Annotated in this window: 12 protein-coding genes; 10 read left to right on the top strand and 2 right to left on the bottom strand. The window is 63.0% G+C overall.

What is annotated here, in order from left to right; all coding sequences use genetic code 11:
• Positions 1-8 precede the first annotated feature (8 nt).
• The 9 genes from treZ to NJC40_RS19860 all read left to right on the top strand — a co-directional run bounded on the left by treZ (position 9) and on the right by NJC40_RS19860 (position 12,459).
• Positions 9-1,823 carry a malto-oligosyltrehalose trehalohydrolase gene (treZ, locus tag NJC40_RS19900; RefSeq protein WP_253140845.1) on the top strand — a complete coding sequence of 605 codons (1,815 nt, stop codon included), beginning with the start codon at positions 9-11 and terminating at the stop codon, positions 1,821-1,823.
• The gene (gene malQ / locus NJC40_RS19895) at positions 1,813-3,891 is read left to right on the top strand and encodes a 4-alpha-glucanotransferase (protein ID WP_045491039.1); all 2,079 of its coding nucleotides are present in this window, start codon (positions 1,813-1,815) and stop codon (positions 3,889-3,891) included. The genes treZ and malQ overlap by 11 nt, the downstream gene beginning before the upstream one ends.
• Positions 3,888-6,665 (top strand): malto-oligosyltrehalose synthase, encoded by a 2,778-nt coding sequence (locus tag NJC40_RS19890; protein WP_253140847.1) that lies wholly within the window; start codon positions 3,888-3,890, stop codon positions 6,663-6,665. Before malQ ends, NJC40_RS19890 begins: the two co-directional genes overlap by 4 nt.
• 22 nt (positions 6,666-6,687) lie before the next feature.
• On the top strand, positions 6,688-7,107 hold the full coding sequence (locus tag NJC40_RS19885; RefSeq protein WP_253140849.1) for a DUF2934 domain-containing protein: 420 nt from the start codon (positions 6,688-6,690) through the stop codon (positions 7,105-7,107).
• 155 nt (positions 7,108-7,262) lie between these two features.
• Positions 7,263-9,434, top strand: coding sequence for a glycogen debranching protein GlgX (glgX, locus tag NJC40_RS19880; protein WP_045491030.1), 2,172 nt, complete (start codon positions 7,263-7,265; stop codon positions 9,432-9,434).
• Entirely contained in the window at positions 9,431-10,441 is a 1,011-nt protein-coding gene (locus tag NJC40_RS19875; protein ID WP_253140851.1) for an acyl-CoA dehydrogenase family protein, read from the top strand. The genes glgX and NJC40_RS19875 overlap by 4 nt, the downstream gene beginning before the upstream one ends.
• A complete protein-coding gene (locus tag NJC40_RS19870) occupies positions 10,438-11,208 on the top strand; it encodes a PIG-L deacetylase family protein (RefSeq protein WP_253140852.1) in 771 nt (256 codons plus the stop codon). The genes NJC40_RS19875 and NJC40_RS19870 overlap by 4 nt, the downstream gene beginning before the upstream one ends.
• Positions 11,205-11,831 (top strand): class I SAM-dependent DNA methyltransferase, encoded by a 627-nt coding sequence (locus tag NJC40_RS19865; RefSeq protein WP_253140853.1) that lies wholly within the window; start codon positions 11,205-11,207, stop codon positions 11,829-11,831. The genes NJC40_RS19870 and NJC40_RS19865 overlap by 4 nt, the downstream gene beginning before the upstream one ends.
• Positions 11,800-12,459, top strand: coding sequence for a glycosyltransferase family 2 protein (locus NJC40_RS19860; RefSeq protein WP_045491020.1), 660 nt, complete (start codon positions 11,800-11,802; stop codon positions 12,457-12,459). Before NJC40_RS19865 ends, NJC40_RS19860 begins: the two co-directional genes overlap by 32 nt.
• Positions 12,460-12,522: 63 nt before the next feature.
• Here the strand turns inward: NJC40_RS19860 and NJC40_RS19855 are convergent, their stop codons facing one another.
• A complete protein-coding gene (locus NJC40_RS19855; protein WP_253140854.1) occupies positions 12,523-13,563 on the bottom strand; it encodes an alpha/beta hydrolase family protein in 1,041 nt (346 codons plus the stop codon).
• Positions 13,564-13,728: 165 nt separating this feature from the next.
• Positions 13,729-14,664 carry a DMT family transporter gene (locus tag NJC40_RS19850; RefSeq protein WP_253140855.1) on the bottom strand — a complete coding sequence of 312 codons (936 nt, stop codon included), beginning with the start codon at positions 14,662-14,664 and terminating at the stop codon, positions 13,729-13,731.
• A gap of 99 nt (positions 14,665-14,763) precedes the next feature.
• On the opposite strand from NJC40_RS19850, the gene NJC40_RS19845 reads away from it, so the two are divergent.
• On the top strand, positions 14,764-15,603 hold the full coding sequence (locus NJC40_RS19845) for a helix-turn-helix domain-containing protein (RefSeq protein ID WP_492180401.1): 840 nt from the start codon (positions 14,764-14,766) through the stop codon (positions 15,601-15,603).
• Positions 15,604-15,658 lie beyond the last annotated feature (55 nt).

The raw sequence follows: 15,658 nt of genomic DNA, 5'->3' as shown, positions 1-15,658 counted from the left end.
GGTCGCGGATGCCTTTGCGTACAGAACCTGCCTGGCGCCACGGCGCCGTTATGCAGGACCGGCAACACACACGATTCGCCCTCTGGGCACCGGATGCACAAAACGTTTCCCTGCTGCTGGACAACGCTCAGGCGCTGGCAATGCCGGCGCAGGGCGATGGCTGGTTCGTACTGGAGACGGCCTGTCCTGCCGGCACCGGTTACCACTACCTGATCGACAATCAACTGCAGGTGCCCGACCCGGCATCGCGCGCCCAGAACGGTGACGTGCACACCTCCAGCCGGGTCGTCGACCCGGCTGCCTATCATTGGCAACACGCCGGCTGGCAAGGCCGCCCGTGGCACGAGGCGGTCATCTATGAACTGCACGTGGGTGCACTCGGTGGCTATGCCGGCGTCGAAAAACACCTGCCACGCCTGGTAGAGCTGGGAGTGACCGCCATTGAACTGATGCCGCTGGCGCAGTTCCCCGGTGATCGCAACTGGGGCTACGACGGCGTGCTGCCGTATGCCCCGCAGGCCTCCTACGGCACGCCCGAACAGCTCAAACGGCTGATCGATGCCGCCCACGGCTACGGCCTGATGGTCATCCTTGACGTGGTGTACAACCACTTTGGCCCGGACGGTAATTACCTGGGGCAATACGCCAAAGCATTCTTCCGCGAGGACGTGCACACACCGTGGGGCGCGGCCATCGATTTTCGTCGTCCCGAGGTGCGCAGCTTTTTCATCGACAATGCACTGATGTGGCTTAACGAGTACCGCTTCGACGGCCTGCGCATGGATGCAGTGCATGCCATCAACGACCCGGACTTTCTTCAAGACTTCGCTCGCCAGGTGCGCGCCGGTATCGAACCGGGCCGGCATGTCTGGCTGAATCTGGAAAACGAGTTCAACCAGGCCAGCCTGCTTGAACAGGGCTTTGATGCACAATGGAACGACGACGGGCACAATACCCTGCATGTGCTGCTGACCGGCGAGACCGATGCCTACTATCAGGATTTCGCCGAACAGCCGACCCACAAACTGGCACGCCTGCTCAGTGAGGGCTTTGTCTATCAGGGCCAGACCAACCGGCACGGTGCCGCGCGCGGCGAAGCCAGCGCGCACCTGCCGCCCAGCGCCTTCGTGCTGTTCTTGCAGAACCACGATCAGATCGGCAACCGCGCCCTGGGTGAGCGCCTGCCACGCCTGGCCCCTGCCCCGGCGCTGCGCGCCGCCACCGTGCTGTTGTTGCTGTCGCCGATGATTCCGCTGCTGTTCATGGGGGATGAGTGGGCCGCGCGCGAGCCGTTCCTGTTTTTCACCAGCCATCATGGCGAGCTGGCCGATGCGGTGCGTGAAGGCCGACGCAACGAGTTTGCTGACTTTGCCGCGTTTGCCGACCCGCATCATCGCGAACGGATTCCGGACCCGAACGACGCGCAGACCTTCGAGGCCTCCAGACCGGCTCTGGCGGCCCTGGAGCTGGACACCGAGCAAGGGCTGGAACACCGCCAATGGCTGGCTTTCTATCAACAACTGCTGGAAACCCGCCACCGCGAGATCGTGCCACGTCTGCCCGGTGCCTTTGCTCTGGGCGCTGAAGTGCTGGCCGACGGGGTGGTCAGTGCACGCTGGAAAATGGCAGACGGTCAGATCCTGCGCATCGACCTGAACCTTGCTGAACAGCCGGTCGAGCTGCCACCGGCCAGCCCTGCCGAGCTGATTTTCGCCAGCACCCCAACGTCGATCGAACCTTGGCATAACGGCAGCCTCGAACCCTGGACAGCCATTGTCAGCCTGTCAGCCCATGACGTTGCGGAGATTCAGGATGAGCAATGAGCAACTGGAAAAATTGGCAACCGAAGTCGGCCTGTCGGTGCATTGGGTCGACGCCAATGCCAGGCCACAGACCGTCAGCCCCGAGGTGTTGCGCAAGGTACTCGACGCCCTTGGTTACCCGGCGCATAGCCGCGAGGCCATTGATGCCAGCCTGCTGCGGGTGCAGACCGAACACCATGGTCGTCAGGCACCGCCGTTATTGACGGTTGATGTCGACAGGCCGCTGGACCTCTCGGCCTGGTTCGAGCCCGAGACCCCTTTTACCCTGCATCTGGAAGATGGTACCTCGATCCAGTCCTGCCTGGATGCGGATGCCAACCTGCCGGCCATTACCCCGGTGGGCTATCAGCAGCTCGATATCGTCGGCCAACAGCTGACGATCGCGGTTGCGCCGTTGACCTGCTACAGCATGGCCATGGCCTGCCAGAATGAGGTGCCGCGCGCTTGGGGGCTGACCACTCAGGTGTACAGCCTGCGCCGCGAGGGTGATGGCGGTTTTGGTGACACCCAGGCACTGGAAGGCCTGGCCCGCACCGCCGGCGAACGTGGCGCCGATGCGCTGGCGATCAGCCCGCTGCACGCCATGTTTGCCGATGACCCGCAGCGTTATAGCCCCTACTCGCCGTCCAGCCGGCTGTTTTTCAACAGCCTGTATGCCTCTCCCGCCTTGCTGTTGGGCGAGCGCGCCTGGCGCCAAGCCATTGAAGACAGCGGCCAGCGTGAAACCCTGGAGCAGCTTGAGCAACTCACGCTGATCGACTGGCCAGCGGCGGCGAAGGCCAAGTGGCAGGTGCTGCGCAAGCTCTTTGAAGGCTTCAGTGCCGGTGATCATCCGCTGCAGGAAGACTTCAACAGTTTTCGCCATGCCGGCGGTGAAGCGCTGGAGAATCACTGCCGCTTCGAGGCGATCCGCGAAGCATCCGCGCAACTGGGCATCAGCGCCAACTGGCACGAGTGGCCAGAAGATTTCAAGCAGCCGCGCAGCCAGGCAGTGGCCTTGTTTGCCGCGGCCCACGCCCATGACATCAGCTTTCATGCGTTCACCCAGTGGCTGGTGGCAAGGGGTCTGGAGCGTGCCCAGGTCGCGGCCAAAAGCGCAGGCATGCGCATCGGCCTGATTGCCGACCTGGCGGTCGGCGCCGATGGCGCGGGCAGCCAGGCCTGGAGCCGTCAGGATGAACTGCTGTCGGCGCTGACCGTGGGCGCACCACCCGACATTCTCAACCGTGCCGGCCAGAGCTGGGGCATTTCTGCCTTCTCGCCGGAGGGCCTCAAGCGCAACGGTTTTCGGGCCTTTATCGAAATGCTGCGTGCCAACTTTGCCCACGCAGGCGGCCTGCGCATCGACCACGTGATGGGCTTGCAACGCCTGTGGGTCATCCCGCTCGGCGCCTCGCCCAAAGAAGGTGCGTACCTCAACTTCCCGCTAGACGACCTGCTGCGCCTGCTGTGCCTGGAGTCGGTACGGCACCAGGCAATCGTGCTCGGTGAAGACTTGGGTACTGTCCCTGAGGGGCTGTCCGACAAGCTGTCAGCGCGGGCCATTCTGGGCATGCGGGTGCTGTTGTTCGAACAGCACAACGGCCAATTCAAGCCAATTCTCGATTGGTCGCCAGACGCGCTGGCCACCACCAGCACTCATGACCTGCCGACCCTGGCCGGCTGGATCAACGAGCTGGATATCGAATGGCACAGCCGCGTGGGCCATGTCGATGAGCAGGCAGAACATCACTGGCGCGAGGAGCGTGGCCGCGAATACGACGGTCTGCGCCAAGCCTTGAGCCAGAACAATCACAATTTTGCGCCAGACACTGACGACAGCGGCCTGATTATCGACGCCAGTATCCGTTACCTGGGCCATACCCGCGCACCACTGGTACTGCTTCCTGTGGAAGACGCGCTGGGCGTGCTCGAACAGGCCAACCTGCCTGGCACCATCGACAGCCACCCCAACTGGCGACGTCGGCTGGAGCCGCTCAGTAATCAATTGCTGGACCAGCAAGACGCTGCACGCCGCCTTGAACTGTTATCCCAGGCGCGTCAGCAAGCTGCGGAGCGTGACCGATGAACCACCCGATTCCCCTGCGTGCTACCCAACGCTTGCAGTTCCACAAAGATTTCACCCTTGATGACGCGATTGCCCTGGTGCCCTATTTCGCCCGCCTGGGCATCAGCCATATCTACGCATCACCGCTGCTCAAGGCCCGGGCAGGCTCGATGCACGGTTACGATGTGGTCGACCCGACTGTCATCAACCCCGAGCTGGGCGGTGAACCGGCCTTGCGGCGACTGGTTGCCACGTTACGTGAACACCAGATGGGCCTGATCCTCGACATCGTTTCCAACCACATGGCTGTCGGCGGCGCCGACAATCCCTGGTGGCTGGACCTGCTGGAATGGGGGCGCGGCAGCCCGTACGCGATTTTTTTCGATATCCAGTGGCATTCGCCAGATCCGCTGCTCAAGGGCCAGCTGTTGCTGCCATTTCTGGGCAATGACTACGGCCCAGCGCTGCAAGGTGGGGAAATTCCACTGCGCTTCGATGAAACTGATGGGCGCTTCTATATCGAGCATTACCAGCACCACTTCCCGATCTGCCCGACCAGCTATGACGCGATTTTGCAGCATGCCCAGGATCCGCGCCTGGAAGAACTCAGCGAGCGCTTCGCCAAACTTGCGCAGTACCCTCAGGCTTACGAGCGTGCCCGGCAACTGCGTGCGCAACTGGTTGAGCTGGTGGCTGATCAGTCCCTGCTCAAAACCATCCACAAGGCGCTGAAAGCCTTCGACTCGACTCAGCCTGATGGTTTTGCGCGTTTGCACGCGCTGCTTGAAGACCAGCACTACCGGTTGGCCAGTTGGCGCACCGCCGGTGACGACATCAACTGGCGGCGCTTCTTCGACATCAATGAACTGGGCGGCCTGCGTGTTGAGCGCCCGGCGGTGTTCGAAGCCACCCATGGCAAGATTTTCCAGTTGATTGCCGAGGGGCTGGTAGACGGCCTGCGTATCGACCACGTCGACGGCCTGGCCGACCCACGCGGCTACTGCCGCAAGCTGCACCGCCGGGTACAGGGCTTGTTGGCGCAGCGGCCCGCCCATGCGCCCCTTGAACACCTGCCGATCTTTGTCGAGAAGATCCTGGGGGCCGATGAGCAACTGCGCCATGACTGGAGCGTCGACGGCACCACCGGCTATGAGTTCATGAACCAGGTGTCACTGCTGCAACATGATCCTGCCGGCGCGCAGCCGCTGGCCGAGCTCTGGAGCCGGATCAGCGAACGTAGCGCGGTATTTGCCGACGAAGAGCGCCAAGCCCGTGACCTGGTGCTGCACGGCAGCCTGGCCGGCGACTTTGAAAATCTCGCCCAAGGCCTGCTGCAACTGGCCCGCAGCGACCTGATGAGCCGTGACCTGACCCTGGGCGCGATCCGCCGCGCGCTGCTGGCGCTCATCTGCCACTTTCCGGTGTACCGCACCTACATCAGCGTTTGCGGGCGCAGTGCTGAAGACGAGCGCTTCTTCGAGCAAGCGATGCAAGGCGCACGCAGCAGCCTGAACGAAGCTGACTGGCCGGTGCTTGACTGGCTGCAACGCTGGCTGGGCGGCACCGCGTGGCGTTCACTACCGCGTGGCAAGCTGCGCAAGCTGTACCGCAATGCCTGTGTACGCTTTCAGCAGTTGACCTCACCGGTGGCCGCCAAGTCTGTCGAGGACACCTCGTTCTATCGCTCGGCAGTGCTGCTGTCGCGCAATGATGTGGGCTTTCATCCGGGCCATTTCAGCGCGCCGCCGCAAGACTTCCACCAGGCCTGCCAGCAACGTCACCAATTCTTCCCCGACAACCTGCTGGCCACGGCCACCCACGACCACAAACGCGGTGAAGACAGCCGGACCCGTCTGGCGGTCCTGAGCGAGTGTTCCGGCTGGTACGCCGAACAGGTAGAGCGCTGGCGGCAACTGGCGCAGCCGCTCAAGGACGGCGAGAGCGTGATCAGTGGCGGCGACGAGTTGATGCTCTATCAGGCACTGCTCGGCAGTTGGCCGCTGGATCTGGAAGGCGAAGAGGCAACCGCTCAGTACCTTGAACGGCTGAAACGCTGGCAGGAAAAAGCCCTGCGCGAAGCCAAACTGCAAAGCAGCTGGGCCGCGCCCAACCAGGCGTATGAGAGTGCCTGCCGGAGCTTCCTCGAACGCCTGCTACTGGCTGACGAGGCGCAGCCGCTGCGCCAGTCGCTGGGTGCCACTGCCCTGCGCATCGCCCCCGCCGGCGCGCTGAACAGCCTTGCCCAAGTGCTGCTGCGCCTGAGCGTTCCAGGTGTGCCTGATTTGTATCAGGGCGCCGAGTTCTGGGACTTCAGCCTGGTCGACCCCGACAACCGTCGTCCGGTGGACTACGCTGCACGAAGCCGGGCATTGACGCAGCAGCCTGGCATCAGTGATTTGCTGCTCAACTGGCGTGACGGTCGCCTCAAACAGGCACTGATCGCCAGGGTGCTGGAGGTTCGCCGCCAGCACTCGGCACTGTTTGCCAGAGGGACTTATCAAGCCTTGCCGGTCAGTGGCCAGCAGGCGGATCGGGTGGTGGCTTTTGTTCGCGAACTGGACGGGGTGCGTGCGATTGTCGTCGTGCCGCGCATCTTCTCTGAACTATTGGGGACCGCACCAACTCCATTCATACAAGCCGGTGATTGGAGCGACACGCGGATCACCCTGCCGTTTGCCGAGCCCGGTCAGACCTGGCAAGGCCTGTTTGGCGAAAGCCTGACACTGGATGGCAAGCAACTGCCAGTCAGTACAGCGCTCAAGGAATTTTCCGTAAATTTGTTTGTTCAAAATTAGTAAAAGCCGGGAGTGTCGAAGAATGAGTGCCGACGAAAAAAGAATCCGCGAGTTTGCCTATCAGATCTGGGAGTCCGAGGGCCGGCCCAACGGCAATGACCAGCGCCATTGGGAAATGGCTCGCAAGCTGGCCGAAGCCGAAGCCTTGGCGCCTGACAAAACCGCTGCACGCAGTGCCAGCAAACCGAGGTTGCCCAAAATCGACGGTGCTCTGGATGCCAAGGCAGATGCCAAGCCGGCCGGCAAAGCGTCGGGCAAAGCAACGCCAGCGAGCAAGCCGGCTGCTAAACCTGCGCCCAAGGCTGGCAAACCCGCTGCTGCCAAGCCCGCAGCCAAACCAGCACCCAAGCCAGCACCCGCCGCTACTACGGCGACGCCGCAAAGCGAGCCTGCCAGCAAGCCCGCCGCCGTGAAAAAGCCGCGCAAGCCGGCCGCTTCATAAGCCCATGGCGCGCAGCGTCGAGCACCACCACGGTTGCTCGACGCCTGCGCAGCCTCGGCTACACCCGATAACCCCGACATTTTCACGCGTATCGCAGCTTCTGGTTGCGGTAGCGGCACTGATCGCCCGCAAATCAACGTTTTCAGGAAACAACCATGAGCACGTCGTCGAATAAATCCGCCCCTGACAGCAGCGAGTACAAACCACTGGGCCCACGCATCCGCGAAGGCCTGCCCTTCCCTCTGGGCGCCAACTGGGACGGCCTGGGGGTCAACTTTGCCCTGTTCTCGGCCAACGCCACCAAGGTCGAGCTGTGCCTGTTCGACTCCAGCGGCGAGGTCGAACTCGAACGCATCGAACTGCCCGAGTACACCGACGAGATCTACCACGGCTACCTGCCCGACGCGCACCCCGGGCTGGTCTATGGCTATCGGGTCTACGGTCCTTATGACCCAGGCAACGGTCATCGTTTCAACCACAACAAGCTGCTGATCGACCCCTACGCCAAGCAATTGGTCGGCGAACTGAAATGGTCTGAATCACTGTTTGGCTACACCATCGGCCATCCCGATGGCGACCTGAGCTTCGACGAGCGCGACAGCGCGCCGTTCGTGCCCAAGAGCAAGGTCATCGACCCGGCCTACACCTGGGGCCGCGACCAGCGGGTCAGCACCCCGTGGGACAAGACCATCCTCTATGAGACCCACGTGCGCGGCTACACCAAACTGCACCCGGCGGTCCCGGACGACCTCAAGGGCACCTTCCTGGGCCTCAAGGTCCCGGAGGTCATCGATCACGTGCGCAAGCTGGGCGTGACCTCCGTGGAGTTGCTGCCCATCCATGCGTTCGTCAACGACCAGCACCTGCTGCAAAAAGGCATGACCAACTACTGGGGCTACAACAGCATCGCCTTTTTCGCCCCGGACCCGCGCTACCTGGCCCACGGCAAGATTGCCGAGTTCAAGGAAATGGTCGCCCACTATCACAAAGCCGGCCTGGAAGTGATTCTTGACGTGGTCTACAACCACACCGCCGAAGGCAACGAACTTGGCCCGACCCTGTCGATGCGCGGCATCGACAACGCTTCGTACTACCGTCTGATGCCGGACGACAAGCGCTTCTACATCAACGACTCCGGCACCGGTAACACCCTGGATCTCAGCCACCCTTGCGTGCTGCAAATGGTTACCGACTCGCTGCGCTATTGGGCGTCGGACATGCATGTCGACGGCTTCCGCTTCGATCTGGCAACCATTCTGGGCCGTTACCACGACGGTTTCGACGAGCGTCACAGCTTCCTGGTCGCCTGCCGCCAGGACCCGGTGCTGCGCCAGGTCAAACTGATCGCCGAGCCTTGGGACTGCGGGCCGGGCGGCTATCAGGTCGGTGGTTTCCCGCCGGGCTGGATGGAATGGAACGACAAGTTCCGCGACACGGTACGGGCCTTCTGGAAAGGCGATGAAGGCCAGTTGGCAGACTTCGCCGCACGCCTGACCGCATCGGGCAACATGTTCAACCAGCGCGGTCGGCGGCCACAGGCGTCGGTAAACTTTATCACTGCCCACGATGGTTTCACTTTGCACGACCTGGTGTCGTACAACGACAAACACAACGAAGCCAACGACGAAAACAATCAGGACGGCAGCAACAACAACCTGTCCTGGAACCATGGCGTGGAAGGCCCGACTGACGATCAGGACATCAACACCCTGCGTCTGCGCCAGATGCGCAACTTCTTTGCCACCCTGCTGCTGGCCCAGGGCACGCCGATGATGGTCGCCGGTGACGAGTTCGCCCGTACCCAGCACGGCAACAACAATGCCTATTGCCAGGACAGCGAAATCGGCTGGGTAAACTGGAACCTCGACAGTGATGGCGAGGCCTTGCTCAAGTTCGTCAAGCGCCTGATCAAATTGCGCCAGAGCTATCCGATCCTGCGTCGTAGCCGGTTCCTGGTTGGTGATTACAACGAGGAGATCGGGGTCAAGGACGTCACTTGGCTGGCACCGGATGGCAGTGAGATGAGCATCGAGCAGTGGCATGACCGCCATGGTCGCTGCCTGGGCATGCTTATGGACGGTCGTGCCCAAGAGACCGGTATCCGCCGCCCTGGCGCCGACGACACCCTGCTGCTGGTGGTCAACGCCCATCACGAAGATGTGGACTTTACCCTGCCCGAGGTCCCGCAAGGCACCCACTACACCTGCCTGATCGATACCCGCCAGGACGATGCACCGCGCAAACAACGTCTGGAGTTCGGTACGCAGTATGGCGTCGCCGCGCGGTCGCTGTTGCTGTTCGGCCTGCAGCGTGAAGATCAGGAATGATCGACACGCTGGAGCGTTTGCTCAGCCAGCAGGCACTCGCCCGAGCCGGCAGTGCCGGGCTGGGCGAGTGCCTGCGAGCGATGGTCAGCCAAGGGCTGGATCAACTGCCCTTGCCTGCCAGCGGCCAGACGCTGGCTCGCTGGCAGGCACTGGCCGAGGTGGCGGGCCATAGCCTGGGTCTGTGCAAGCTGTATGAAGGGCATACCGACGCGCTTGCAATCATCCAGGAGCTGGATGCCCCTGCGGTGCCTAACGGCAGCACCTGGGGCATGTGGGCGGCCGAACCACCGCAGGCCCGCTTGCGGGTCAGCGCTGCCGGCGCCGGGTTGCGGGTCGACGGCCTGAAAGCCTGGTGCAGCGGCGCTGCGGTGCTCAGCCATGCACTGGTGACCGCCTGGGATGAACAAGGTCGCCAGCAACTGGTGGCCGTGCCGCTGGCGCAAACTGGCGTGCAGGTCACTGACGATGGCTGGCATGCGGTCGGCATGGCGGCAACAGCAAGTGTCGAGGTGCGCTTCGACCAGGCCAGCGGCTGGGCGGTTGGCGGGCCGGGTGATTATCTGCAACGCCCCGGTTTCTGGCAGGGTGCGATTGGCATCGCCGCGTGTTGGTATGGCGCGGCCAGTGCGCTGGCGTTGTCGCTGCCAGCGCAGTTGAGCAAGCGCCCCGAGCCCCACGGGTTGGCACATCTGGGCGCGGTAGATGCCGCATTGTCCAGTGCCAGCCTAGTTCTGCAAGACGCCGCCAAACAGCTTGACGACCGAACGGTCAATAATTACGAACTGCTGGCCCGCCGTAGCCGGGCCAGTGTGGAAAACACGGTCGAGACCGTGATCCAGCATGTGGGCCGGGCGCTGGGTGCCGGCCCTTACTGCAAGGACGCCGGGTTTGCCCGGATGGCCGCCGATTTGCCGGTATTCATCCGCCAAAGCCATGCTGAACGTGATCTGGCAACACTGGGTGAACAGGTTGTACAGACCAGAGCGCACCGCGGGTGGCGGATATGAATGACGGATTTGTGGTCAGCGATGACGCCCAGGGCCGTGGCACTGCGCTGCACGCCTGGCAAGCCTCGGAGAAACTGGCCGCCGTGGCGGCGATCAGTGCCGACCTGCTGGTGCCCTTCGCCCATCGCGCCGTGATCGTCGCGCCCCACCCGGATGACGAGGTGCTGGGCTGCGGCGGGCTGTTGAGCCAGTTGCATCAATTGCAGCGTGACCTTTTGCTGGTCTCGGTTACCGACGGCACCGCCAGCCATCCCGGCTCCTCCAACTGGTCGGCCCAGCGCCTGGCCGTTGAACGCCCTCAGGAAAGCGTCCAGGCCCTGGCTCGCCTGGACTTGCCCGCCGATCTGGACTGGCAGCGGCTGGGCATCAGCGACACCGCTGTGGCCGAGCAAGAAGCCGACCTGACGAGGTTTTTGACCGATCGGTTGCATACCACCGATGTGGTGTTCAGCACCTGGCGTGGCGACGGTCACGGCGACCATGAGGCAGTGGGTCGCGCCTGCGCAGCCGCCTGCCTGCAAAGTGGCGCCCGCTTGGTTGAAGTGCCGATCTGGGCCTGGCACTGGGCTGAACCGGACGATCAGCGCCTGCCCTGGGAGCGGGCCCGCAAGGTATTACTCGACCCGGCCACCCTGCAACGCAAACGCGATGCTGTCGGCGCGTTCGTCAGTCAACTGCAGGGCGATCCGGCCGTGGGACTTGCGCCCATCCTGCCGGACTGGGCCTTGCAGCGGCTGCTGCAACCTTTCGAACTGGTGTTCATATGAGCGTGACCGACGACTACTTTGAGCACCTGTTTGAAGGCAATGACGACCCTTGGGCATTTCGCCAACGCTGGTACGAACAACGCAAGCGCGCCCTGACTCTCGCCGCATTGCCGCTCCAGCACTACCGGTCGATCTTCGAGCCCGGCTGCGCCAATGGCGAGTTGAGCGCCCTGCTCGCGACCCGCTGTGACCGCTTGCTGGCCTGCGACACGTCGGCCCGTGCGGTAACCCTGGCTCGTCAGCGCCTGCAGGACAGCCCGCATGCGACTGTCATGCACGGTCGCCTGCCGCAAGACTGGCCATCAGAAAAATTCGATCTGATCGTGTTCAGCGAGGTGGGTTACTACCTTGATGAAGCCGACTTGCGCACCTGCATAAAGCGCATGGACGACTCGCTCAGTGACAACGGCCACTTGCTCGCCTGCCACTGGCGCCCGGTTATCGATGGCTGCCCGCTGGATGCTGAGCAAGTCCACCGCCTGGTAGCTGAGCAACTGCCGTTGCAGCGCGTTTGCCTGCACCGCGAAACGGATTTTGTGCTGGAAGTGTTCGCTCGCCGGCAGGATTCAATTGCCCAACAGGAGTTTGACCATGATCGGCGTGCTGATTCCCGTCCACAATGAAGAGCAGCATCTGGACCAGTGCCTGGCAACGATCCAGCAAGCGGCTCGCCATCCGGGGCTTGAACATGAGCCGGTGAGCATCATTGTGGTGCTCGACAGCTGCACCGATGGCTCGGCACAGATCGCCCGTGACCGCGGGGTGATGATCCTTGAATTGCAAGCCCGTAATGTCGGCCAGGCCCGCGCTGCCGGTGCGCGGCAACTGATCGGCCTGGGCTCGCGCTGGCTGGCCTGCACCGACGGCGACAGCAATGTCGCCGAGGACTGGCTTTACCAGCAACTGGCGTTACAGGCCGATGCGGTCTGCGGCACGGTGACGCTGGGTCAGTGGTCTGAAGGCTATTGTGAAGCCGCCAGGATCGAGTACCACCGCCGCTATCAGCACCGTGAAGGTCACCGTCATGTACACGGCGCCAATCTGGGAGTCAGCGCGCAGGCCTATCAGCGGGCCGGTGGCTTTCCCGCGCTGGCCTGCCATGAAGATGTGCATCTGGTCCGCGAACTGGAGCTCAGCGGCGCCCGGATCGCCTGGAGCTGCCGCCCCAGAGTGACCACCAGCGCCCGCCTCGATCCCCGTGCCCAAGGCGGGTTCGGCGACTATCTGCGGTCATTGGAAACATCCGCGTAGGAGCAGCTTCAGCTGCGAAGCGGCGAATTCGCAGCTAAAGCTGCTCCTACGGGCATTTGATGATTATTGGTGCCGTGCGGTCTGCATTCCGGAGCTGTCACTGTTTGCCGCGCCCAGTACATCGCTGAAGAACTTCCCGGCCTCGGCACTCAGGGTGCGATGGATACCCTCGCGATCGACCCCGTCGGGGTCGTTGCACAGCACCGGCGTGGTCGCGCGTTGCTCATCGGTGCACGGCGCCATGAACACGAAATGCCCGGCACCGGCCAGGCGCTTGTAATCCGGCGCAGTGGGCAGCTTGCGCGCCAGCGCTTCAGCGTTCTTGTCCAGCGGCAACAGGCGGTCCTCTTCGCCGGCATACATCAACACCGGCACATGGACGTCGCTGAGGGTCTGGCGGCCGAACATCAGGCTCAACGGCGCCATCAGCATCAACGCACCGACCCGCGGATCGGCCTCGGCTTGCAGGTCGTCACGGTCCGCCACCAGCCAGCCCTGGGTGCGGCAGGCATCCTGATCATCCGGGCGTTCGAGGCAATAGGTGCGCAAGCGTTGCGGGTCCGGGCGGGCACCGGCCAGAATCAGCGCGGTTTCACCACCGGCAGAATAGCCAATCACCCCAACCTGCTCGGCGCTCAGATAAGGCGACAGCAACGGGTCGTCGAGGGTGGCGGTAATCGCCGCAGAAATCTGCAACGGGCGACCGTACAGATTGCTCAGGCTGCCCAGGCGGCTATGGTCGCGGTCGTTGTCGCCAGGGTGCACCACCGCGACCACCACAAAGCCCTGGCGCGCCAGCGCTGTGGCCAGGTCATGCATCGCCAGTGGCGTGCCGGTATTGCCATGCGACAGCATCAGCAGCGGAAACCGCCCCATGGCGACCGGCGCATCCTTGCTGGCCTGAAGTTGGTAGCCACGCACCGGGCTGACCTGGTCGTCCGCACTGGAGGGGTAAAACGCGATGGCCTGCATCGCCTGCTCGTCGAGCGGGTCAGCGATGGTCAGCACGTGAAAGCCCACACTCCAGTCGCTGTCAGCCCTGACCTGCACCGCAACGAGGCCATCGAGCAGACACAGCAGCATTACTGCACACAGACGCAGCATGGTGAACTCCCCCCTCGTGGCACGTACCCGCCCTCACCGCCGATATAGACGGCAAAACGTGTCATTAAGACACTCAATAGCGAAGATAGTGCACAAGACGGGCCAGATCGGCTTGATCGCCAGCGACCTGGCCGCGACCAGCAGCGTCCGCTCAGCGCGATGCGGTCACAACGCAGGTCCTGAAGGTGCAACACGGTGGTTATCGCCCGGCACTGCTGGTTTGGTTTGCGGGGCCTTGAGTGAGCCGATGTACACCGCCAGCACCGTCAGCAGCGCGCCGCTGATCTGCAACAGCGTGCTTGCCTTGCCCAGCAGGGTAATGTCGATGAAGTAGGTGATCACCGGTTCCAGCAGCAGGATCAACCCGGCCAGCCCCAGGCTCAGCGCACCGATCGAGCGGTTGACCAGCAGCCAACCGATGAACTGCACCAGCACGCCATAGATGATCAGCATCACCAGAGTCTGGGTATCGACGATTGCCAGGCTTTCACCGTTGACCAGCGCATAGGCCAACAGCACCAGGGCCGCCCAGAGACTGAGATTGAGCACCTGCGCGATTGAATCACCGCCGCCGTCGGCCAGCTCCCGGCTGACTTTCAGGAAATACACGCATACGGCATAGGCAAGGCCCGAGAGCACGCCGTACACCACGCCTTTGACACCGGCAGCGCTGGCCATTTCCGGCAGCAACAACAGGTACAGTCCAGTGAAGGCCAGCAGCATCGACAGCACAAACAACCCCGACGGTTTTTCACGCAACAGCAAGAACCCCAACAGGGTCATGAAAAATACCTGGCAGTTGGTCAGGATCGAGCCAATGCCCGGGCCGACGATGTAGATACTTTCGTGCCACAGGGCCAGGTCGATGGCCAGAAAGACCCCGGCCAGCGCGGTATACAGACGCGCTCTGGGGTTGGCCAGGCGGGCCGGCATGCGCCGCCATTTGAGCAGGATGTAAAACAGTACCGAGGCAATCAGCATGCGGTAGAAGCCCGCCCCGCCGGCGCCGATATTGGCGAATGCGACGGCCAGGGCCGAGAGGCTGAGCATCAGCCCGCCAAGGGCAAGTTCGATAATGGCCCGGTTGCGGGTGCTGGACATGTGAAACCTCATGTTGATCAAAAGCCGAAAAGTCCGTATCAATGCCGGGCCAGCGTATCGCGCTGGCCTTGAGGCGTATTGGACAAAACTGGACTGTTGATGGATGACCTCTGCGCTCAGGCGCAACCGAGCGCCGCGAAGGATTTCATGCATTTCCAACGCCTCCCCGAGGGTGGCTGCGAATTGCTGTCGGCCCGTTTCAGCCGCCAGGCCTTTGGCCGGCACTCACACGACTATTACGCATTCGGGGTGATCAGCAGCGGTGCGGAAAAGCTGTTTTACCGGGGCGCTTATGCACTGGGCGGGCCCGGTAGCGTGGTAACCCTGAGCCCCGGCGAGATCCATGATGGGCTGCCGGGCCACGATAGCGGCTGGGCCTACCGGATGCTGTATCTGGACCCCGCCTGGGTCAGTCGGCACCTGTTGAATGACGCCGGATCCGGCCAAGCCATTCACCTGTTCACCAGCGCCATGCAACACGCGCCCGCACTGGCCCGGCATTTCGTCCAGCAGCACCGCCTGCTGGAGCAGTCAGACAACCCGCTGGAGCGCGAAACAGCCCTGCTCGACCTGCTCAGCCAGCTGTTCGAACGCAACGGCGTCCAGCCTGTTCAAGCAGCCGCCAACGCTGCCGAGCCCTGGGCGGTCAGCCAGGTCCGGCACAAGCTTGACGCCGACTTTGCCCAGGACATCAGCCTGGCGGATCTGGCTGCGCTGGTCGGGCTCGATCCGCTCTACCTGATTCGGGTATTCAAAAAACACACCGGCGTATCGCCGCACAGTTACCAGATCCAGAAGCGCGTGGGCCGGGTCCAGACGCTGCTACGGGCCGGCCTGAGTCTGGCGCAGGCCTCAGCGGCCTGCGGGTTCTGCGACCAGAGCCACATGAATCGGGCCTTTCGCAAGGTTGTCGGCCTGACGCCGGGCAAGTTTCGCTAGGCAGGCGCAACGACACCAATCCGGCCCTGGCGCCTGCAGCCTGGGTCAGTAGCCG

Source organism: Pseudomonas sp. 21LCFQ02, from assembly GCF_024129895.2.
Lineage (GTDB): Bacteria > Pseudomonadota > Gammaproteobacteria > Pseudomonadales > Pseudomonadaceae > Aquipseudomonas.
Note: the sequence above shows the minus strand (reverse complement) of the source record. Positions and strands in the feature narration are given on the sequence as shown.